This window comes from Pseudarthrobacter linnaei, assembly GCF_055412825.1.
This window is the reverse complement of the sequence record NZ_JBVAYX010000019.1, coordinates 48,126-67,161: the sequence shown is the minus strand read 5'-3', so window position 1 is coordinate 67,161 and position 19,036 is coordinate 48,126. Positions and strand designations below refer to the sequence as shown.

At 67.4% G+C, this 19,036-nt stretch carries 20 protein-coding genes and 1 pseudogene; 8 read left to right on the top strand and 13 right to left on the bottom strand.

Going from position 1 to position 19,036, the window contains the following annotated elements; translation table 11 throughout:
• Window positions 1–302 precede the first annotated feature (302 nt).
• On the bottom strand, window positions 303–617 hold the full coding sequence (locus ACZYZ3_RS15120; RefSeq protein WP_463964628.1) for a 4'-phosphopantetheinyl transferase family protein: 315 nt from the start codon (window positions 615–617) through the stop codon (window positions 303–305).
• 69 nt (window positions 618–686) lie between these two features.
• On the opposite strand from ACZYZ3_RS15120, the gene ACZYZ3_RS15115 reads away from it, so the two are divergent.
• Window positions 687–1,028, top strand: a complete 342-nt coding sequence (locus ACZYZ3_RS15115) for a hypothetical protein (RefSeq protein WP_463964627.1) — start codon at window positions 687–689, stop codon at window positions 1,026–1,028.
• Here the strand turns inward: ACZYZ3_RS15115 and pheT are convergent.
• The 3 genes from pheT to ACZYZ3_RS15100 all read right to left on the bottom strand — a co-directional run bounded on the left by pheT (window position 1,025) and on the right by ACZYZ3_RS15100 (window position 5,287).
• Window positions 1,025–3,568 (bottom strand): phenylalanine--tRNA ligase subunit beta, encoded by a 2,544-nt coding sequence (pheT, locus tag ACZYZ3_RS15110; RefSeq protein ID WP_463964626.1) that lies wholly within the window; start codon window positions 3,566–3,568, stop codon window positions 1,025–1,027. The two genes, ACZYZ3_RS15115 and pheT, sit on opposite strands and share 4 nt — an antisense overlap.
• Before the next feature lie 2 nt (window positions 3,569–3,570).
• Window positions 3,571–4,632 (bottom strand): phenylalanine--tRNA ligase subunit alpha, encoded by a 1,062-nt coding sequence (gene pheS, locus ACZYZ3_RS15105; protein WP_463964625.1) that lies wholly within the window; start codon window positions 4,630–4,632, stop codon window positions 3,571–3,573.
• A gap of 304 nt (window positions 4,633–4,936) precedes the next feature.
• Window positions 4,937–5,287: a cytoplasmic protein gene (locus ACZYZ3_RS15100; RefSeq protein ID WP_463964624.1), complete on the bottom strand. Its 351-nt coding sequence runs from the start codon at window positions 5,285–5,287 to the stop codon at window positions 4,937–4,939.
• A gap of 250 nt (window positions 5,288–5,537) precedes the next feature.
• Here ACZYZ3_RS15100 and ACZYZ3_RS15095 point away from each other — a divergent pair, with 250 nt between their 5' ends.
• Window positions 5,538–6,047: a hypothetical protein gene (locus ACZYZ3_RS15095; protein ID WP_463964623.1), complete on the top strand. Its 510-nt coding sequence runs from the start codon at window positions 5,538–5,540 to the stop codon at window positions 6,045–6,047.
• Window positions 6,044–6,682: an SIMPL domain-containing protein gene (locus ACZYZ3_RS15090; protein ID WP_463964622.1), complete on the top strand. Its 639-nt coding sequence runs from the start codon at window positions 6,044–6,046 to the stop codon at window positions 6,680–6,682. The genes ACZYZ3_RS15095 and ACZYZ3_RS15090 overlap by 4 nt, the downstream gene beginning before the upstream one ends.
• Before the next feature lie 39 nt (window positions 6,683–6,721).
• On the opposite strand, the gene pcp is transcribed toward ACZYZ3_RS15090, so the two are convergent.
• Window positions 6,722–7,363, bottom strand: coding sequence for a pyroglutamyl-peptidase I (gene pcp / locus ACZYZ3_RS15085; RefSeq protein WP_463964621.1), 642 nt, complete (start codon window positions 7,361–7,363; stop codon window positions 6,722–6,724).
• A 245-nt stretch (window positions 7,364–7,608) separates the two neighbouring features.
• On the opposite strand from pcp, the gene ACZYZ3_RS15080 reads away from it, so the two are divergent.
• The 3 genes from ACZYZ3_RS15080 to ACZYZ3_RS15070 all read left to right on the top strand — a co-directional run bounded on the left by ACZYZ3_RS15080 (window position 7,609) and on the right by ACZYZ3_RS15070 (window position 9,453).
• The gene (locus tag ACZYZ3_RS15080) at window positions 7,609–7,794 is read left to right on the top strand and encodes a hypothetical protein (protein WP_463964620.1); all 186 of its coding nucleotides are present in this window, start codon (window positions 7,609–7,611) and stop codon (window positions 7,792–7,794) included.
• 10 nt (window positions 7,795–7,804) lie between these two features.
• Window positions 7,805–8,149, top strand: coding sequence for a hypothetical protein (locus ACZYZ3_RS15075; RefSeq protein WP_463964619.1), 345 nt, complete (start codon window positions 7,805–7,807; stop codon window positions 8,147–8,149).
• A gap of 113 nt (window positions 8,150–8,262) precedes the next feature.
• Window positions 8,263–9,453, top strand: a complete 1,191-nt coding sequence (locus ACZYZ3_RS15070) for an Rv2578c family radical SAM protein (protein ID WP_463964618.1) — start codon at window positions 8,263–8,265, stop codon at window positions 9,451–9,453.
• Between the two features lie 114 nt (window positions 9,454–9,567).
• Here the strand turns inward: ACZYZ3_RS15070 and ACZYZ3_RS15065 are convergent, their stop codons facing one another.
• The 6 genes and pseudogenes from ACZYZ3_RS15065 to ACZYZ3_RS15040 form a co-directional block, all read right to left on the bottom strand.
• Complete coding sequence (locus tag ACZYZ3_RS15065) at window positions 9,568–10,941, bottom strand: NAD(P)(+) transhydrogenase (Re/Si-specific) subunit beta (RefSeq protein ID WP_463964617.1); 1,374 nt, start codon at window positions 10,939–10,941, stop codon at window positions 9,568–9,570.
• A complete protein-coding gene (locus ACZYZ3_RS15060) occupies window positions 10,938–11,255 on the bottom strand; it encodes an NAD(P) transhydrogenase subunit alpha part 2 (protein ID WP_463964633.1) in 318 nt (105 codons plus the stop codon). Before ACZYZ3_RS15060 ends, ACZYZ3_RS15065 begins: the two co-directional genes overlap by 4 nt.
• Window positions 11,255–12,412, bottom strand: coding sequence for a Re/Si-specific NAD(P)(+) transhydrogenase subunit alpha (locus tag ACZYZ3_RS15055; protein ID WP_463964616.1), 1,158 nt, complete (start codon window positions 12,410–12,412; stop codon window positions 11,255–11,257). The genes ACZYZ3_RS15060 and ACZYZ3_RS15055 overlap by 1 nt, the downstream gene beginning before the upstream one ends.
• 87 nt (window positions 12,413–12,499) lie before the next feature.
• Window positions 12,500–12,955, bottom strand: coding sequence for a (deoxy)nucleoside triphosphate pyrophosphohydrolase (locus ACZYZ3_RS15050; protein ID WP_463964615.1), 456 nt, complete (start codon window positions 12,953–12,955; stop codon window positions 12,500–12,502).
• Between the two features lie 10 nt (window positions 12,956–12,965).
• A pseudogene (locus tag ACZYZ3_RS15045) lies at window positions 12,966–13,954 on the bottom strand (IS481 family transposase).
• Between the two features lie 63 nt (window positions 13,955–14,017).
• Window positions 14,018–14,758 carry an alpha/beta fold hydrolase gene (locus ACZYZ3_RS15040; RefSeq protein WP_463964614.1) on the bottom strand — a complete coding sequence of 247 codons (741 nt, stop codon included), beginning with the start codon at window positions 14,756–14,758 and terminating at the stop codon, window positions 14,018–14,020.
• 73 nt (window positions 14,759–14,831) lie between these two features.
• Here ACZYZ3_RS15040 and ACZYZ3_RS15035 point away from each other — a divergent pair, with 73 nt between their 5' ends.
• Entirely contained in the window at window positions 14,832–15,530 is a 699-nt protein-coding gene (locus ACZYZ3_RS15035; protein WP_463964613.1) for a helix-turn-helix transcriptional regulator, read from the top strand.
• A 556-nt stretch (window positions 15,531–16,086) separates the two neighbouring features.
• Here ACZYZ3_RS15035 and ACZYZ3_RS15030 read toward each other — a convergent pair.
• Entirely contained in the window at window positions 16,087–16,251 is a 165-nt protein-coding gene (locus ACZYZ3_RS15030; protein ID WP_463964612.1) for a hypothetical protein, read from the bottom strand.
• Window positions 16,252–16,659: 408 nt separating this feature from the next.
• On the opposite strand from ACZYZ3_RS15030, the gene ACZYZ3_RS15025 reads away from it, so the two are divergent.
• The gene (locus ACZYZ3_RS15025; protein WP_463964611.1) at window positions 16,660–17,868 is read left to right on the top strand and encodes an MFS transporter; all 1,209 of its coding nucleotides are present in this window, start codon (window positions 16,660–16,662) and stop codon (window positions 17,866–17,868) included.
• 60 nt (window positions 17,869–17,928) lie between these two features.
• On the opposite strand, the gene ACZYZ3_RS15020 is transcribed toward ACZYZ3_RS15025, so the two are convergent.
• Window positions 17,929–18,849 carry a cation diffusion facilitator family transporter gene (locus ACZYZ3_RS15020; RefSeq protein ID WP_463964610.1) on the bottom strand — a complete coding sequence of 307 codons (921 nt, stop codon included), beginning with the start codon at window positions 18,847–18,849 and terminating at the stop codon, window positions 17,929–17,931.
• Window positions 18,850–19,036 lie beyond the last annotated feature (187 nt).

The window sequence follows — 19,036 nt, the reverse complement described above, 5'->3', positions numbered from 1 at the left end:
GGGCGCCGGTGAAGGCCGCAAGCGCAGCAACGGACGCGGCGACAGCCGCCAGGGCCTCCCTGCCCTCCGCACTCCACACCGTGCTTTCCATACCCGCAGGTTATCGGGTGGCTACGACAATAATACTGATCCCGGCTGGTTGGCTGAGTGGCCGCGTGACGTCGGCGCTCCGGAAGCCCGGGGAGGGTGTGTTCACTGGGACTGGTCCCTCGTCACGGGACAGAGCTGCCGTCACGAGCCTGGTATCCGGCCCGTTGAACAACGGCCCCTGACAGCACGGGCAGCGGAAGTGGCGGCAGTTGCTAGGTAGCGCCCACGACGGCCAGCGCGCCGGCAAAGCCCGGGGGAAGGCCCAGGGCAACGGTGTCCACCTCGACGAGCATCGTGCCGTCCAGGGGCTCGGCAAAGGCTTCGACGGAGGCCGGCTCGACCCGAAGTCCGGTGCCGCGGGCCTTCAGCAGGGCTTCCTTGCGGGCCCAGGCGGTTGTTCGCCAGAGCGTCGCCTGCTCTGGTGCCAGGGCCGAGAGAAGCTGCCGTTCCGCAGGGGTGAGGCAGACGCCGTCGAACCCTGGGAACATGACGCCGGAGCTGTGTTCCAGGTCAATGCCGACCGTCACCCCGGCCGCGTCGGCGGGACGGACGGGACGGTTCGGACTGTCGGGACCGGCGGCCAGCAAGGCCCAGCCGTGGCTGCGGGACAGGCTCAGACCCAGGCCGGCAGGCGCCCGGCGGAGCCGGTAGCCGGGCCGGCCGTGGTCAAGCTCCGGGCCCGTTCCGCAGTCCGGGCACGAATAGGCGGTTCTCAGGTCCGCGGGGCGCACTGCCAGGATCCCGGCGGCGAACTCCCGCAGCGCGATCCGGCCGGCCAGGAAGTCCCGCCGGGTAGCCAGGTCCGTGATGCCCGCGGCACGCGCGCGTTCCGCGGGATCAAGGAAGGCCTCGCCGTCCGGTCCGACGTCGGCAAGACGAACGGATCGGACGGTGACTCCGGCGACGGCGAGGGTCCCTTTGTGCCCCCTAGTCTCTAGCGTTGGACTGCCCCGAAGCGCTCATGGGCGACCGCCACGGCGGCCTCGCGGGCGGCGGATGCCTCGTCGGCGGTCAGTGTGCGGTCATCGGCCCGGAAGCGCAGGCTGAAGGCCAGCGACTTCTTGCCGTCTTGAATGCCTTTGCCGGCGTATTCGTCAAAGAGTGTGACGTCTTCGAGCAGCTTACCTGCGCCTTCGCGCAGCGCGCTGAGCACCTCGTCCGCCGGTACCTCCTGCGGCACCACCAGGGCGACGTCCTGGGTGGCCACCGGGTACGTGGAGATGTGCCGGGCGACGATGACATCGGCGGCGGCCTCAAAGAGGGCGTCCGCGTTGAATTCCAGCGCCACGGACCGTGCGGGCATGTCGTGGGCGGCCAGTAGCTTCGGGTGCAGCTCGCCGGCATGGCCCAGGACCTCGCCGGTGCGGAGCGCCAGCTGCGCGGTCCGTCCCGGGTGGAAGGCCTGGTGCTGGCCCTGGCTGATGACGATCTCGACGCCTAGGACGTCGCCGGCGATCCGGGCGATGTCGAGGGCATCCGCCCAGTCCCAGGCCCGGGGCGCGTGGCCGGCGGCGGCGGGCGAGTCGTGTCCGGTGAGCACGGCGGCGAGGTACAGCGGCTGGTCCGGGACGCCGTTGTACAGCCCGTCCAGCACCTCTTCGCTGGGCCTGATCCCAAGCGGCGGGATCGAGGCAGTGCCGAGGGTGTCGCCCGGCAGGAACACGAGGCCGGCCTCGAACAGTGCCAGGTCGCGGAACCCGCGCGAGTGGTTGCGCTTGGCGACCTCGATCAGGCCCGGCAGGATCGAGGTGCGCAGGTATCCCTGCTCCTCGCTGATCGGGTTAGCCAGCTTGAGGGCCTTGCGCGGCGCTCCTTCCGTGGACACGCCGAAGGTCTCATTGGCGGCCTTGGAGACGAACGGGTACGCGAGAACCTCGGTGAGGCCGGAAGCCGCGAGGGCCTGGACCAGGCGCCGGCGCTGCTGCTGGATGCGGGTCAGCCCCCGGCCCGGCGGCGCCACCGGCAGTGACGCCGGGATCTGGTCGTAGCCGACCAGCCGGGCGATCTCCTCGGAGAGGTCTTCCTTGGTTTCGAGGTCGTTCCGCCAGCTCGGGGCGGTCACGAGGTACCCGTCGTCGTTCTTCGCAACGACGGCACCCAGATCCTCGAGCGAGGTGAGGATCTGCTCCTCGGTGAAGTCAATTCCAATCCGTTCCGCGGCGAAGGCCGCGGGCAGTTCGACGGTGACGGCGTCCGGCGCGGTGCCGACGTCGGTCCCCTCGGCCACGGCGGTGCCGCCGGCGAGGCCGACCAGGAGGTCGACGACGCGCTGGGCAGCCACGCCGGCCACCTGCCAGTCGACGCCGCGTTCGAAGCGCTTGGACGCCTCGGACGGGAGCCTGTGGCGGCGGCGGGAGCGCGCGATGGACACTTCGTCGAAGTGCGCTGCCTCCACGAGAACGTTCCGGGTGGAGTCAGACACCTCGGTCGCGGCGCCGCCCATCACGCCGGCGATGCCGATCGCACCGGAACCGTCGGTGATGAGGAGGTCCTCGACGTCGAGCGCGCGTTCCTTGGCGTCCAGGGTGGTGATCTTTTCCCCGGCCACGGCACGGCGGACCACGATGTCCCCGGACAGCGTGTCCAGGTCATAGCAGTGGATGGGCTGGCCGAGTTCGAGCATGACGTAGTTCGAGATGTCCACGGGCAGCGAGATCGAGCGGATGCCGGCGAGCCGCAGCCGGGAGGTCATCCACGGGGGTGTCGGCTTCGTGGCGTCGACGCCGCGGACGGTGCGGGCCACAAAGCGGTCGCAGCCGGGCTTGCCGTAGATCGGGGCGTCGTCGTTGAGCTTAACGCCGTAGCCGCCGGCCAGTTCCGCGGGTGCCTGGACCTTCGACGCCGGGTCGGTGAAGGAGGTGCCGGTGGCGTGGGCGTACTCACGGGCCACGCCGCGGATGGAGAACGCATACCCGCGGTCCGGGGTGACGTTGATTTCGGCGGCCTGGTCATAAAGACCGAGCAGCTCCATGGCGTCGGTGCCGATTTCCGGGTCCAGACCGATCCGGGACAGCACCAGGATGCCGTCGTGGTCCTCGCCGATGCCGAGCTCGCGCACGGAAGCGATCATCCCGGCGGAGAGGTGGCCGTAGGTCTTCCGCGCGGAGATGCGGAAGTCGCCGGGCAGCACAGCACCCGGGAGGGTGACCACCACCTTGTCGCCTTCCACGAAGTTGTGGGCGCCGCAGATGATGCCCTGGACACCGGAGGGGTCGATGCCCTCGCCGGTGAGGCTCTGCTGCTGGCCTTCGGGGACCACCCGGACCTGGCACCAGTTGATGGTTTTGCCGTTGGTCTGGGGTTCCTTGACGATGCTCAGGACCTGACCCACCACGATGGGGCCCTGGAGGGTGTCCGTGGGACGGTGGACGTCTTCTTCTTCAAAGCCGACCTTGACCAGTTCGGCCATCACGTCTTCGGCCGTTGCTCCGGCCGGTACCTGCGCGAATTCACGCAGCCAGGAAAGTGGGATACGCACTGTTAGATCTCCATCCCGAAGTGCTCGCTGAAACGTACGTCGCCTTCGATCATGTCGCGCATGTCGCCGACCTCGTTGCGGAACATGAGGGTCCGCTCGATGCCCATGCCGAAGGCAAAGCCTGAATAGATGTCCGGGTCGATGCCCGCGGCGCGGAGCACGTTGGGGTTGACCATGCCGCAGCCGCCCCATTCGATCCAGCTGGGACCGCCCTTGGCGCCCGGGTGCCAGATGTCCAGCTCGGCGGACGGTTCGGTGAACGGGAAGTAGTTGGGGCGCAGCCGGATCTGGGCCTCGTCGCCGAACATCTGGCGCGCGAAGTGCTCCAGGGTGCCGCGGAGGTCTGCCATGCTGAGCTTCTTGTCGATGGCCAGGCCCTCGAACTGGTGGAACACCGGGGTGTGGGTGGCGTCGAGCTCATCGGTGCGGAAGACCTTGCCGGGGCACAGCACGTAGATGGGCACTTCGCGTTCCAGCATGGAACGGACCTGCACCGGGGAGGTGTGGGTGCGCATCAGCAGGTGGGCCTCGGGCGGCTCCACGAAGAAGGTGTCCTGCATTTCGCGGGCGGGGTGGTCCGGCTTGAAGTTGAGCGCGTCGAAGTTGAACCACTCGGACTCGACCTCGGGTCCTTCGGCGATCTCCCAGCCCATGCCGACAAAGATGTCCGCGACGCGTTCCTGCAGGGTGGAAAGCGGGTGGCGTGCACCGGCACGACGGCGGCGCGGAGCGGCCGTGACGTCGACGGTCTCTTCGACCATGATGCGCGCGTCGTTCTCGGCTTCGAGCTCGACCGTGCGGTCCGCGAGCGCCTTGTTGACGCGTCCGCGGGAGGAGCCCATGAGCTTGCCGGCGGCGGCCTTCTGGTCCTTCGGCAGTCCGCCGATTCCGCGGTTGGCGAGGCTCAGCGCGGACTTCTCACCGGTGTGCGCGAGGCGCACGGCCTTGAGTTCATCGAGCGTGGAGGCGGCGGCAATGGCTGCGACGGCCTGGTCTACGGCGGCGGTGATGGCGGCTTCATCCAGGGGATTCGGGACGCCGGCGCCCGGCAAAGTTTCAGTCATCTACTGTTCTTAGCTACGAGTCGGTTCATGGCAACGCGCACAGGACCTTGGAGGTGCAGGGACCGGCGCGCTGACAAAGGGCAGGGCTCGCCAAAGCAGCTCCGGCGGGCACTCCCCTCCAGTCTAGTTGAACCGGCTTAGGTGCCCGAACGTGACGGGGCTCCCCTCCGTCGGGCCCTGGAAAGCGTCCTCGGCCCACGACTCGACCACCTGGGCCGTGCTGGACCCGATCCGGATTTGGCCCACCCAGGAACCCCGCCGGGGGAACGTGGCCGAAGCTTGTCCGGCTGCTCCGCGACGCGTTCTAGGATTCGGTGGGCCCCAGGTGACCAACCCGATCGCGGGACGAACCCGGAGCGGCTTCCTTGAGCTCAACAAAAAACGCGTGGGTGTCCGTCTCTCCGATGTTCTCTCCGGAATGGTCCTGGTCCGGCAACCACCGGGCCACGCCGGCAGGCAACTCGACCTCAGTGGTCTTCCCGTTCGAGGAAAGCCGACGCCGGACAGCGCTGGCGGTAATCATCACACTGTCGGGATGATGGTGCTCCGTCGTCGTGTGACCGGGGCCGTCCGTGTACTCGAGCACACGTACCCGATCGTTCTCAAATACCACCCGGTAATTCTCCGGATTCGTCTCAACAGGATCCTTTGCCATGGCCGGAATCTACGCCGACCGGCTCGACTACGCCAGAGGGCAGTTGCTACCCGGTTCACAAGGGCCAACCCGGGAATTCAATGCCGGGAGAGAGCAAACCATCCGAAACTGCCCGAACGCGTCCCCGAACGGAATGATCCAGTTGACGAAAGAACACACCCCTCCGTCCGGGGCCCTGCCCCTCGGCCCATCCCCTTTCCCTCCTTCGTGCTTCGTATCCCGTCGGCTGGTCCCCGGCTAGCATGGCCTCATGACGCCGGGACAACGGCTGCGGCAGCTGGCCAATGTACTCAATGCAACAACCCCGCTGGGGTTGCTGCTCGCCGGCTGTGCCCGGTCCCCCGTCCGTCGCGGACCGCGGGGACTGCTGATTGCCACTGGGTACCGCTGGCGGTTGCCCTTCGCGGGCGCCTTCACGGTCGGCAATGTCGTGATCTTCCGTGCCGGTCCCGCCGAGGCCCTGGCCAACCCGGCGCTGCTGGGGCACGAGGAGCGACACTGCACCCAGTACGCCTGGTGTCTGGGCCTCCCGTTCCTGCCGCTGTATTTCCTCGCCGCAGGCTGGTCCCTGGCCCGGACCGGCAACCCCGGCTCGCGCAACCTCTTTGAACGGCACGCCGGGCTGCAGGCCGGCGGCTACCCCGGGGTGAGCGACCGGTTCCAGGCATCAGGTCGAAATACCATGGTCCAGAAACAACGGACCCCAGAAGACCGGCAGGACGGGCCCGGCGGCCCGCGAGCGGAACGAGGCATGACATGAGCGACAGCCCCAGGACCATCTCCGTCACCGGATCCGGCAGCGCGGAAGGCGCCCCGGACCTGCTGACCCTTTCAATCGGCGTCGAGTGCCGCCGGGAGGAGGTCGGTGCGGCCTACGGCGAGGCGGGCAGCGTCTCGGCGGCCATTACCGCGGCGCTCCGCAGGTACGGTGTGGCGGACCCGGACATCACGACGTCGGGACTCAATGTCCGCGCCGAGGTGAACTGGCAGGAGGGCCGGGGCCAGGTTGTCTCGGGCTACCTGGCCTCCAGCGTGCTGAGTGTCCGGTTCAGGGAGCTGGGCTCGTCGTCTGAGGTCATCGCGGCCGCGGTGGCGGCCGGCGGAAACGATGTCCGGCTCAACGGGCTGGAGCTCGGCTTCGCTGATCCCTCCGCTGTCACCGCCCGGGCCCGCGAGGCGGCCTGGCAGGACGCCCACACCACGGCCGGGCACTTCGCGTCCCTCGCCGGGGCCTCGTTGGGAAAGGTGGTATCCCTTACGCAGCAGACCGGTTACCCGGCGCCGATCCCGGTGGCGAAAATGCAGCGGGCGGCCGCGGTGGAGTCGCTCACCATGGAGGCCGGAGAATCCAGCATCAGCGCTACCGTCAACGTCGTGTGGGAATTGCTCGACTGAAGCGCCGTCAGGGTCCTGGACAGGCAGGGTGCGGTGCCGCTAGCGCGTGGCGCCGGCGGCGATCCTGAGGTCCACGGTCGTCGCCAGGGCGGTGCGGGCGACGACGGCGAGCGCCTCTGCCAGCTGTTCGCGCGGCAGCGCCGGATCCGTGCTCCCGGGCGGCAGCTGGGCCGGCTCGTAGGGAACGTGAACAAAGCCGCCCCGGGTTTCGGGCCGAAGCCGCAGGGCGTGCATCAGCCCGTAGAAGACGTGGTTGCAGACGTAGGTGCCGGCGGTCTGGGATACCTCGGCGGGGATCCCCGCAGCCAGAAGGGCCGCGAGCGCCGCCTTCACCGGAAGGGTGCTGAAGTACGCGGCCGGTCCACCGCTGACCACCGGCTGGTCCACGGGGGCGTAGCCGGCATTGTCCGGGATCCGCGCGTCGTCGCAGTTGATCGCGATCCGTTCCAGCGAGACGCTGGACCGTCCGCCGGCCTGGCCCGCACAGATCACCAGGTGAGGGCGGAACTGCTCCAGCGCCGCTTCCAGCACGCGGACCGCGTCCCCAAAGACGCAGGGCAGCTCCACGGCCTGGGCATCGAGCCCCTCGGCCCGGAGCCGGGCCGCGGTCTCCCGCGCCGCCGACCACGATGGGTTGGTGCTTTCACCGCCGAAGGGCTCGAAGCCTGTCAGGAGAATCATCGCCTCAGCCTAACAAGGAGGACTGCCGTGCGGCAGGACGGCAGTAACGGGTGTGTGCAAATGGCGGTCAAATCGGCGTTGAACCAAAGATCACCTTCGACGCCACAGGATTTCGACTGAATTCGGAAGGGCCAGTCTGGACGCGACCCGTGCGTGATTCGGGACCCCTCAGCGCAGTCGGCAAAGGCCTCTTCCGACAGCGGACTGCTGGTTTCGACTGAAATTGATGCAAAAAGACGGCCCTGATGAAGGTGTGGACAGTTCAAAACTGGCGCATCTGGATGTGGTGCCCGTGGCTGGTCACAGCGATGTTGTTGCCGGCTGTCCTTGACCTGACGCTCGACGGTCTGGTGGTGCCCGCTTCGGCGCTCATGCTGGCCGTGATGTCCGGCCCCGCGGCCTGGCGGCGGCAGGGAATCGACAGACCTTGATCTCGCCGTGGTGGCTGCCCTCTATCCCGCGGTCGTCGCCCTGTTCCGCGTGGCCTTTACCGTTTTCACTGTTACGAACGCCCTGGGCCTGTTTCTTTGTTTTGGTACAGGGCTGGTACCGGGCGTCGCGGGTCCTGTTTTCTATACCGTCACCCGCGGGCGGCCACTGTCCGACCTGGGACTATGGCTCGGCAACTGGAAGCCGGCGGCAGCCATGGGCTTGGTTCTGGCGTTCATTCAGTTCGCCATTACGCTCCTGGGGTATCCCCTGCCGGAACCGGTTGGCTGGGTTCCCTTGCTTGTCACTAAGCATCGTCCGCGCGGTGTGTCGCCGAGACATCCTCCCGCCCTATGACGCCCAGCGGGGAGATCACCTTGGTTCCGGCGTCGCCGCAGGGAGGTCCGTGACGGTCCGGGGCCACCGCCGTGGTCCTTGACTTATACTAGAACATACATTCGAATAGAGCCATGAGATGGGACGCACAAGCACTTAAACGGGGGCCCGCAGACGCGGCCCCCCTGGACAAGGCCCAAAGACGCAGCACAGCGGGTGTCACCACGCCTGCTGGCGGGAGCGCGTCCCCGTCCGCCCCGGCTACCGATCCCCTGCTGCCCCTGATCGGGCTGGTGCGTTCCGTGACCACCCCCGAGTTTGCCGGCGTCACTTTTCATGAGGTCACCGCCAAATCGGTGCTCAACAAAGTGGTCGCCGGTTCGCGGATGCCGTTCGAGTGGACCATCAACCCTTACCGCGGCTGCAGCCATGCCTGCGTCTACTGCTTTGCCCGGAAGAGCCACACCTACCTAGACTTCGACGCCGGGCTGGACTTTGACAGCCAGGTGGTGGTGAAGATCAACGCCGCCGAGGTCCTGCGCCGGGAACTGGCCAAGCCCTCCTGGGGGCGGCAGCATGTGGCCCTTGGCACCAACACGGATCCCTACCAGCGGGCCGAGGGCCGCTACCAGCTCATGCCGGGCATCATCGGGGCCCTGGCCGATTCCGGCACTCCGCTGTCGATCCTGACCAAGGGCACGCTGCTGGCCCGGGACATCCCAATCCTGAAGCATGCCGCCGCCCAGGTGCCCGTCGGGGTGGGCATCTCGCTGGCGATGACGGACGAGCACCTCTCCGAAGCCGTAGAGCCCGGCACACCCGGTCCGCGTGCACGCCTCAAGCTGATCACAAGGCTCCGGGAAGCGGGGCTGCCGTGCGGGGTGATGGCCATGCCCATCCTGCCTTGGCTATCGGACAGCGACGAGGCCCTGGATTCCCTGTTCGGCTCCCTCGCTGCGGCGGGCGCCACCGGCGTCACCGCGGGCGCCCTCTACCTCAAGCCCGGAACCCGGGAATGGTTCATGCAGTGGATCGCCCGGGAACATCCACAGCTCGCCGGCAAGTACCGGCGGCTGTACGGCACCGGCTCCTATGCGTCCCCGGAGTACCGGGCCTGGCTGTCCGGACGCATCCGCTACTTCAAGGCCCGCCATGGCTTCTCCGGATCGCAGGGCTTCAGCCACCGCGGCCTCAACGACGACCCCGGCAGCCATGATCCCCGGGACGAGGAAGCGCAGTACCCGGCCGGCAGCATTCCCGAGGTGGCCCCACACCCCGGCGGCGAGCGGGCCGCAAGCGATGCCGCGCAGCCCACCCTTTTCTAGGGGGTTTCCGAGGGCTGCCTGGAAGGCTGGAGGGCTACCCAAAAGGCTCGAGGGCTATCCAAACGGCTGGAGGACTACCCAGACCGAGGGCTATCCAGACGGCTCGAGGGCTGCCTACAGCGCTTTCACGGCGCCCAGGACCCGGGTGAGCGAATCCTTGGCGTCTCCAAACAGGAGAGTGGTCTTCGGATCAAACAGCAGCTCGTTCTCGATCCCGGCGAAGCCCGGCCGCATGGAGCGCTTCAGGAAGACCACTTGGCCGGCCTGGGCCACCTCCAGGATCGGCATGCCGTAGATCGGTGCCCCGGGCGTGGACTTGGCGGCAGGATTGACCACGTCGTTGGCGCCCACGATGAGCGCCACGTCGGTGTTCGGGAACTCCGGGTTGGCTTCCTCGAGCTCCTTCAGCGCCTCATAGGGAACGTTGGCTTCCGCGAGGAGGACGTTCATGTGCCCCGGCATCCGCCCGGCCACCGGGTGGATGGCAAAGACCACTTCAACGCCGCGGGCCGCCAGGGCCGTGGCGAGCTCGGCTATGGTGTGCTGGCCCTGTGCCACGGCGAGTCCGTACCCGGGGACGATCACGACCCGCTGCGCATAGCCGAGCTGGACGGCGACGTCCTCGGGCGAGGAGGAGCGCACCGGCCGGTCGCTCTGCACGGTGGATCCCGCCGTCGAGCCGCCCCGGAAGGCGCCGAACATGATGCCCGCCACGCCGCGGCCCATGGCGGCCGCCATCACCTTGGTCAGGATCGTACCGCTGGCCCCGACGAGCGTGCCGGCCACCACCAGCAGCACATTGCCGAGCACGATGCCGGAGGCGCCGACCGCGAGGCCGGTGAAGGCGTTGAGCAGGGAGATCACGATCGGAACGTCGGCCCCGCCGACGGGCAGCACCAGCAGGAGCCCCGCCACCAGGCCCAGTACCAGCAGCGCCACGGCCCAGCCCACCGACCCGGTGGCCACAACAAAGCCGCCGGATACGACGGCGCCGAGCACCACGGCGCCCATCAGCACCGGCATGCCGGGGAAGAGCAGGGGGCGGGTGCTGATCAGCTCCTGCAGCTTGCCGACGGTCACGGCCGAACCGGCAAAGGACACCGCGCCGACCAGCATGGTGAACACCACGGCCAGCCGGACCCAGGGGTCCTCGCTGTGGCCGAGTTCCAGCATGGCCACGAGTGCGGCGGCGCCGCCGCCGACGCCGTTGAACAAAGCCACCAGTTGCGGCATCTGGGTCATCTGCACGCGCCGGGCCACCGGGACGGCCACGGCGGACCCAACGGCGACCGCGGCGATGATCAGCGGGATGCTCTCCAGTTTCGCGGAGAGGAACACCGTGACCACGGCCACGAGGGCGCCGGCCGCACCGATGGTGTTGCCCCGCCGGGCGGTCCGGGGAGAGCTTAGGCCCTTCAGCGCGAGGATGAAGCAGACGGCGGCCACCAGGTAGAACAGGGCGGTCCATCCCGGGCCGAGGACGCTCATTTACCGTCCTCCCCCGCGCCGGCGCGGGCCCGGGGCGGCTTCCGGCCGCCGAACATCTCCAGCATCCGGTCCGTGACGACGAATCCGCCGACCAGGTTGACAGTTGCCAGCACCACGGCTGCAAGGGCTACCGTCAGCAGCCACGGGTCACTGGCCTGCCCGGCCACGATGATGGCCCCCACCAGGATGATGCCGTGGATGGCGTTGGCACCGGACATCAGCGGGGTATGCAGCTTGCTGGTCACCTTGGAGACGACTTCGAAACCTACGAAAACGGCGAGCACCACCACGGTCAGCAGCGTGATCGGATCCATCATTTGAGTGCCTCCAGTGCTTCGGCGGTGGCGGCATGCCGCACGAAGCCGCCGTGGGTCAGGCAGGCCCCGGCGACAACTTCGTCGTCGAAGTCCGGGACCACCTTGCCGTCGGCGGTCATCAGGGCCAGCAGGTTTGCGACGTTCTTGGCGAACAGCCGGGAAGCATCGGAAGGCATCGCGGAGGCGGCGTCCTGCAGGCCCACCAGGGTCACGGATCCGCCGTCCACCGGGACCTGGAGATCCCGGCCGGCGATGACTCCTTCGACGTTTCCGCCGGATTCGGCGGCCAGGTCGACGACGACCGAACCGGCCCGCATGCCGGCCACCATATCCGTCGTCACGAGCAGAGGTGCGGCCCGGCCGGGGATGGCCGCCGTGGTGATGAGGACATCCGCCGCCGCGACATGGGGGGCCAGCAGGGCGCGCTGGCGTGTGGCCCGGTCCTCGCCAAGCTCACGGGCGTAGCCGCCGCCGCCCTCAGCGGACGTGCCCGCAGTTCGAGTGTCGAGATCCAAGTGGATGAACGTGCCGCCCATCGAGGCGACCTCGTCGGCGGATGCCGCGCGGATGTCGTTGGCGGAGACCCGAGCGCCCAGGCGTTTCGCAGTGCCGATAGCCTGCAGCCCGGCGACGCCGGCACCCAGGATGAGCACCCGTGCGGGCGGGATGGTTCCGGCGGCCGTCATGTAGAGCGGGAAGAACCGCGGATAGCGCAGGGCGGCCTCCAGGACGGCGCGATAGCCGGAGACCAGCGATTGGGAACTGAGCGCGTCCATCGACTGTGCCCGGGAGATCCGCGGCACCAGCTCCAGTGCGAAGGAGGTGACACCGGCGGCGGCGAGGGAGCCCACGCCGGGCAGTTCGGAGCCCGGGGAGGCGAACCCGATCGTGATGGTGCCGGGCCGGAGCCGCCCGGCGGTCTCCGGCTCGAGCGGCCGGACGTGCAGCAGGACATCCAGGGATTCGGCGGTCAGCTCCGGAACGATCGACGCCCCGGCCGCAGCGAAGGCGGCGTCCCCGTAGCCGGCTTCGGCGCCCGCCCCGCTTTCCACTGCCACGTCCAGGCCCAGGGCCCTGAGTTGCTGCACGGTCTCCGGTGTGGCGGCAACCCGGCGCTCCCCTGCACGCTGCTCCCGTCTGACACCGACCTGCACGGTTGCTCCTCTCGATTCGCCCCAGCGTAGTCACATGCTTCACGCTTTGGCGAGAGGTGGGGTGGCCCGGCGGCCTGAAAGCTTGGCTCAGTTCGCGGAAACGGCCGGGGATTCCGGGACCGGCAGCCTTTCCAGCAGCGCCTCGACGATCGGCAGGTCAGCCGGGATCCATGCCAGGCCCAGCACCTCGTCGCGGTCCCGGAGGTTGATCCAGCGCAGCTCATCGTGATCCTGGAGGGGGTGGGGAACGCCGTCGAGCAACTCCGCGAACCACACCCGCATCGCCGCCCGCTCATTGAGCGGCCAACCGTCGACGGATCCGCAGTCCAGTTCGGCGCCGAGCCGGATGGTCACGCCAAGTTCCTCGAGAAGCTCACGGTGCAGGGCCTGCTCGCCCGTCTCGCCGGACTCGACCTTACCGCCGGGAAACTCCCACATGCCCGCGAAGTGCGGGGGCGCCGTCCGCCGCGCCACGAGCAGCCGGCCGGGTTGGGCCAGGGAATCCAGTACGGCGCCGCCGACGACGCTGATAAGTCCAGTCACGCCCCCAAGTCTAGATGTACTGACCGGACACGCTGATCAATCGTGAGAAGGGCGGCTGGCTGCCGCACGCGGTGTGGGGTCGGTGATGGTTGTAGTGGTGCAGTCAGCCATGTAGCTCCCCACGACGCTCAGCCCCGGAGGTATAGCAGCGGGCCTAGGCCCAGCCGTCGGCCAGGGTGCGGTGGAAGCGCTCGATCCCGCCGTTCGTCTGTGGGCGATACGGGCGGGTGCGCTTGCGCTTGATTTCAAGTTCGGCGCATGGGTCCCGCCACAAGTGTGAGCGGCAGGCGCCCCCGTTGTCAGACAGAACCCGCTCGACGGTGAGGCCCCGCTGGTTGAACCACTCGACAGCCCGGACGAGCACCGCTGTGGCAGTTTAGGCGGTTTCGTCATCGTGGATTTCGGCGCAGGCGACGCGGGAGTGATCGTCGATGACGGTGTGGACGTAGGCGTCGCCCAGAAGTGGGTCGTTGCGTCTATTGCGCGGCTTGCCGGGTGTCTTGGCGCGGTTCTTCCCGCTTTTTCGGCGGCCGACGTAGCGCCAGCCTCCGCCGTCGGGGATGTTGCCGAGCCTTTTTCACATCTACATGGATCATGGAGCCGGGATGGTCGTGGTCGTATCGACGGATGGGTTCACCGGTAGCACGGTCGACACGCCACCGGCGGTTCAAGTGAACTGGGGTGAGGATGCGATGAACCGTCGACGGGGCAATTCCCAAACGGAAAGCCAACTGAACGGGTCCCTCGCGGAGACGCAAACGAAGGGTGATGCAACGGCGACTGGTCTTCGCGCTGGTTTTGTTCGGCGAGTGGTGTGGCCGCGAGGATCGGTCTTGCATCGACTGGCCTACCCGGTATCGCTCGACCCATCTCTTGACCGTGGGCCACGAGACCTGGAATCGGGCGGCAACTTCGCTGATCGGGCCAACCGTCATCGAGGACGAGGCAGGCGACCTTCAGCCGGTGGCGTGGTGTGAGAGCGGCGTTTGGGTGTGTTATGAATTCCCTCGGAGACGGAAAGGGGCCAGCCGGATTCGGCTGACCCCTTCAGGTACGTGCGGTTCAGTTGGCTCGAGAAGCCGCTGACTGAATGGCCTTGGCGAGGTCGCGGGGACGGCTCCACATCGGCCAATGCCCCGTCGGGAGGTCAATGACGTCGAGTTGCTCGATGTTCGCGACTTCGGCAAACATGGCATGGCCTGCGCGGGCCAGCTCCAGCACCTGCGCGCTCGGGATCGAGCAGCACACCAGGGTGGTCCGGACCTTGCGGCGGGCATCGTTCGTGAGCTCGACGGGCTGACGAAGCACGGGGCCGGGCTCAGGGACGGCCCGGGCCCGAAAACGCTCGAGGACTTCTGCGCTCAGGCCTTCGAGGCTCGCCTGCTGTGCGAGGACGTCGAGGGACGGCAGCGGAAGCTCCTCCAACTCCTCCGGGATGTCTGGGGCGAAGGCGCTTCCCGTCGCCACAGGGCCGGAATCGACCCACACCACTCGATGGACAAGCTCAGGGTGTCGGTCAAGGACGAGGCTGACGGGGGCGTTCGCCCCACTGTGGGCGACGAGAGTTGCGGGCTGATTCTCGGAGACCCCGAGTTGAGTGAGGACGTCCAGGACCGCTGCGGCTTGATCGTCGAGAGTCTTGGCCGCACGCTCGGGATCGTCCCCGTCGAGGCCGGGCAGTGTCATCGCGATTGCACGAGAGTGGTCGGTTGTCAGGTGTGCAAGGACTTCATCCCACGCCCAAGCGCCCAGCCAGTGGCCGGCGATGAGAATGATGGTCGGACTGCTTGTCGTAGTTGTCATGTCACTACCCTCGCAGGCACTACGGACAAGGGTGTGTCACTATTTATGTCATGAATTTGCCGGGGTTTGAACTGTGAAGCGAGTCGAACGGCTCCATGCTCTATCCGAGATGTTGCGCCGCAGCGGCGCGCGGGGGGTTTCCGCCGAACGGTTGGCGAGAGAGTTCGAGGTATCCGTGCGCACAATTAAGAGGGACCTCGATGCGTTAGAGAACAGCGGTGCGCCTATATGGTCTCGCCCAGGTCCGGGCGGTGGCTACGGGTTGGCTATAGGCGCGTCCCTGCCGCCTGTCAGCCTGTCCCCAGCGCAGGCCGTGGCGCTCATGGCAGCCGTGTCCGCTGCACCTGATGCCCCCTACGCCGATCTGGCAGCAGCAGGTATCCAGAAGATCCTGGACGTCCTCGATCCCAAAACCAGAGCACGAGCCGACAAGCTGGCCCACCGCGTCTGGGTCAACGCGCTTCCCTCCTCTTCGCGCGCAATCAAGTCGGCACTGGAGGAGGCGATGGCCGAGCAGCGAGTGATCCGCATTCGCTACACATCGAGAGACGAGACCACGACCACCCGCGACGTTGAGCCAGTGCTGTTCGCCTCCACGAACGGCCAGTGGTACCTAGTTGGGTGGTGCCGACTGCGCAACGCAATGCGATGGTTTACCGTCTCGCGCATCGAGCGAGCCAGCGTAACCAAGACGGCTTGCGGCGGCCATACCATCCACGAGGTTGGCGAACCCCCAGCGAACGCCAGACCGGCGCACGGTAGGGGCGAGTGAGTCACTCAATCAACCTCTCCGGTCAGTACATCGAGACAGGTCGCGTGACTTGGGCCGCCCGGAAGCATGGGGCGGCTTGGGGAGAAGAGCATCTGCACAGCGCGAATGGGCGTCGCTGGCGCCTCTTTCTTGCCCCCGTTGCGCCGGTCGTGGAAGGAGCGGTCGCCACCGGGTTGACGTTTCGCGGGCACTCATCCGGCCTGAGCGCTCGCGCGACTTGTGCCATGGCCGGCCCGGCGGAGCGGGATCTCGGCTTCGTGTCTGCCGAGGCGTTCGACGCGTTTCTTGACGGCTGACGTAGTCGGCGAATGACCGGCCCAGACCGTGGAGTTCCCGGCATTGATCAGGGTCCCGGCGCCTCAGAGTATTTCAGGGTGTTACCGGGCCGGTATCCCAGAGGTTTTCCCGCGATCTCATTCTCACGTTCCTGCTGTCAGCGGGGGCGGCACGCTAACGCCGCGCGTGGCGGGCATGCAGCCAACGGCGCGTGACCCGGAAAACCCGCGGGCCTTAGCAGTTGGCCGCTGTCCGGAGGTCGCGGACCGCGGCCTGGACGTTAGCTGTTTCGTCCCGCAGGGGTGTTGACCGCCTGGGTCAGGGTGGCATCGTCAGGAACAGCTTTGACGGCTCTGTCGAACTTGTCTTCAGCCGCCTTAACGGCGTCTACCTCGTCCCTCGCTACGTCCTTGCTGGCATTGATCACATCGTCGTATGTCTCCACGACCTGATCCCTTGCCGAATCGATCTGCCCCACCGTGACACCAGGCTGAAGTGTCTGCTTGAAATTTGTCAGGGCCGCGGCATAGGCACTGGCAGCAGCACACGCTGATCTCTGGCAGCACCCCTGCCCTCCCCCTCAGGAGCGTCCGGGCCATCCGGTGGTGAGCACCCGCTGATGCGGTGGCGGGCGGCGCTCCCGCCACGGCGGGGCAAGTGGCCGGACCAAGATCGAATCACTGGCACATATTCAGGGGCGCTGCCTGCTTAGGGGAGAATGGATGGGAGCCGCCGTCCTGAGTACCCGGAATACCGAGCGGGCCTGCCCCGTTACACACCTCAGACCACACATCAGATTTAATTTGCCGCATTCTCCTGGCTCCGGCCGGGAACGTCACCGAAAAGCAGACGAATGACTATCAACACGCAAGCCCCGGCGACGCCAAAAACCGGCACCCGCCATGTTGCCCTTGCCATCGTTTCCCTTGCCATGGGCGGATTCGGCATCGGCACGACGGAGTTCACCATGATGGGTCTGCTCAAGGAGGTGGAGCTAGGGCTCAACATCAGCACGCCGGAGGCAGGCCACCTGATTTCCGCCTACGCCCTCGGCGTGGTGATCGGGGCCCCGGTGCTGGCCGCAGTCGGTGCGAAGATGCCGCGGAAGTACCTGGCGCTGGGGCTTATGCTGTTTTTCAGCATCGCGAACCTGACGTCATTTATCGCCCCCGACTACGGAACCATGCTGGTGTCGCGCTTCGCCGCCGGGCTGCCCCACGGAGCCTTCTTTGGCGTCGCGGCCGTGATCGCGGCGTCACTGGTCGCACCGACCAAACGTGGTTGGGCCATTTCAATGGTCATGGCCGGCCTGACCGTCTCCAACGTCATCGGCGTTCCCTTTGGCACCTGGCTGGGCCAGGCGTATGGCTGGCGGCTGCTGTTCCTGCTGGTGGGCGTCATCGGCATCCTCACCCTGGTGATGCTCTGGAAGTTCCTTCCGTTCCAGAAGCCGCACGCTGATGCGAGTTTCCGCCGCGAACTGGGTGCCCTCAAACGGCTCCAGGTCTGGCTGGCGATCCTGATCGGCATTGTCGGTTTCGGCGGCTTCTTCGCCACCTACACCTACATCGCCCACACCATGACCTCCGTTGCGGGCATTCCCGCGGCCTGGCTCCCGCTGGTCGTCGCCCTCTACGGGCTGGGCATGGTGGTCGGCAACATCGTCGGCGGCCGGATCGCGGACAAGTCCGTGATGGGAACGATCTACTGGGTACTGCCGGGCATTGCCGTGGCCCTCGTGGTCTACGCCGTGGCCGTGCACTGGCCGTGGTCCGCCTACGTGATGGTCTTCGTTGTCGGCGCCGCCGGTGCGCTGCTGGTCCCTGCGCTGCAGACCCGGTTGCTGGATGCTTCCCCGGATGCCCCCTCGCTGGCCTCCTCACTCAACCATGCGGCCCTCAACGTCGCCAACGCTTTGGGCGCCTTCCTCGGCGGCCTCGTCATCGCCTGGGGGTGGGGCTACGTCGCACCGGCCCTGGTCGGGGCCGGGCTGGCCGTCCTGGGCCTCGGCGTCGCCCTCATCAGCGGACTGGTGGAACGCAAGAGGCCGCTGGTCCGGTAGCCGGCAACTGCGGCTACCGGCCGGCGGCCCTCACAACCCGTGGTGGTGCACAAGCTCCCGCTACGGGGTGCTGACGCGCTGAACGTCCGGTTCGAGGTAGATGACCCGGGCGATCGGCACCGCCTCGCGGATCCGGGTCTCGGCGCCGTCGATCGCTGTGGCGATGTCCTGGCCCGTCTCTGAACGGCCGATGCTGATCTTGGCCGCGACCAGCAGTTCCTCCGGGCCCAGGTGCAGGGTCTTGAGGTGGATGATCGAGGTGCCGTCGGACTCGATGGCCGCCCGGATCTTGGCGACGTCGTCCTTGGTGGCCGATTCGCCGAGCAGCAGGGACTTTGTTTCCACGGCCAGCACGGCGGCGATGGCCACCAGCAAGAAGCCGATCATCGCCGTACCCAGGGCATCCCAGATGCCGTTCCCGGTGATCAGCGTCATGCTCACGCCGAAGAGCGCGAACACCAGGCCGACCAGGGCGCCGAGGTCTTCGAGGAGGATGACCGGCAGCTCCGGCTGTTTGGCGCTGCGGATGAATTTGACCCAGCTCTGATTGCCGCGGACGTGGTTGGATTCGATGATCGCGGTCCGGAACGAGAAGGACTCAGCGATGATGGCTCCGATGAGCACGGCGAGCGGGACCCACCAGAACGCACCTTCGATGGCGTGCGGGTGCTGGAGCTTGCCCCATGCCTCGTACAGGGCAAAGAGGCCGCCCACGCTGAACAGCACAATCGAGACGATGAAGGCGTAGATGTAACGCTCACGTCCGTAGCCGAACGGATGCTCCGGACTCGCCGCCCGCTTGGCCCGCTTGCCGCCCACGAGCAGCAGGATCTGGTTGCCGGAGTCGGCGAGCGAGTGGATCGCTTCGGCCAGCATCGATGAGGAAAAGGTCAGGAAATACGCGACGAATTTCAGGACGGCGATGGTCAGGTTGGCGGCGAGAGCCGCAACAATCGCCTTGGTACCGCCATTTGCAGCCAAGAGAGCTTCTCCTTAGGGGTACGACCGGGCGGTGGACTCCGGCCGTTGCCTGCGCCCACAAGGAATACCGTACCCGTTATCGGCCCCCCGGAGCGCCGTACCCGGAGCCGCCCCGACAAGGTGAGGCGCCCGGATTGGCCCGCAACAGCGCAGGTCACCGGGCAGATAACGATTGGGTGTGATCCTG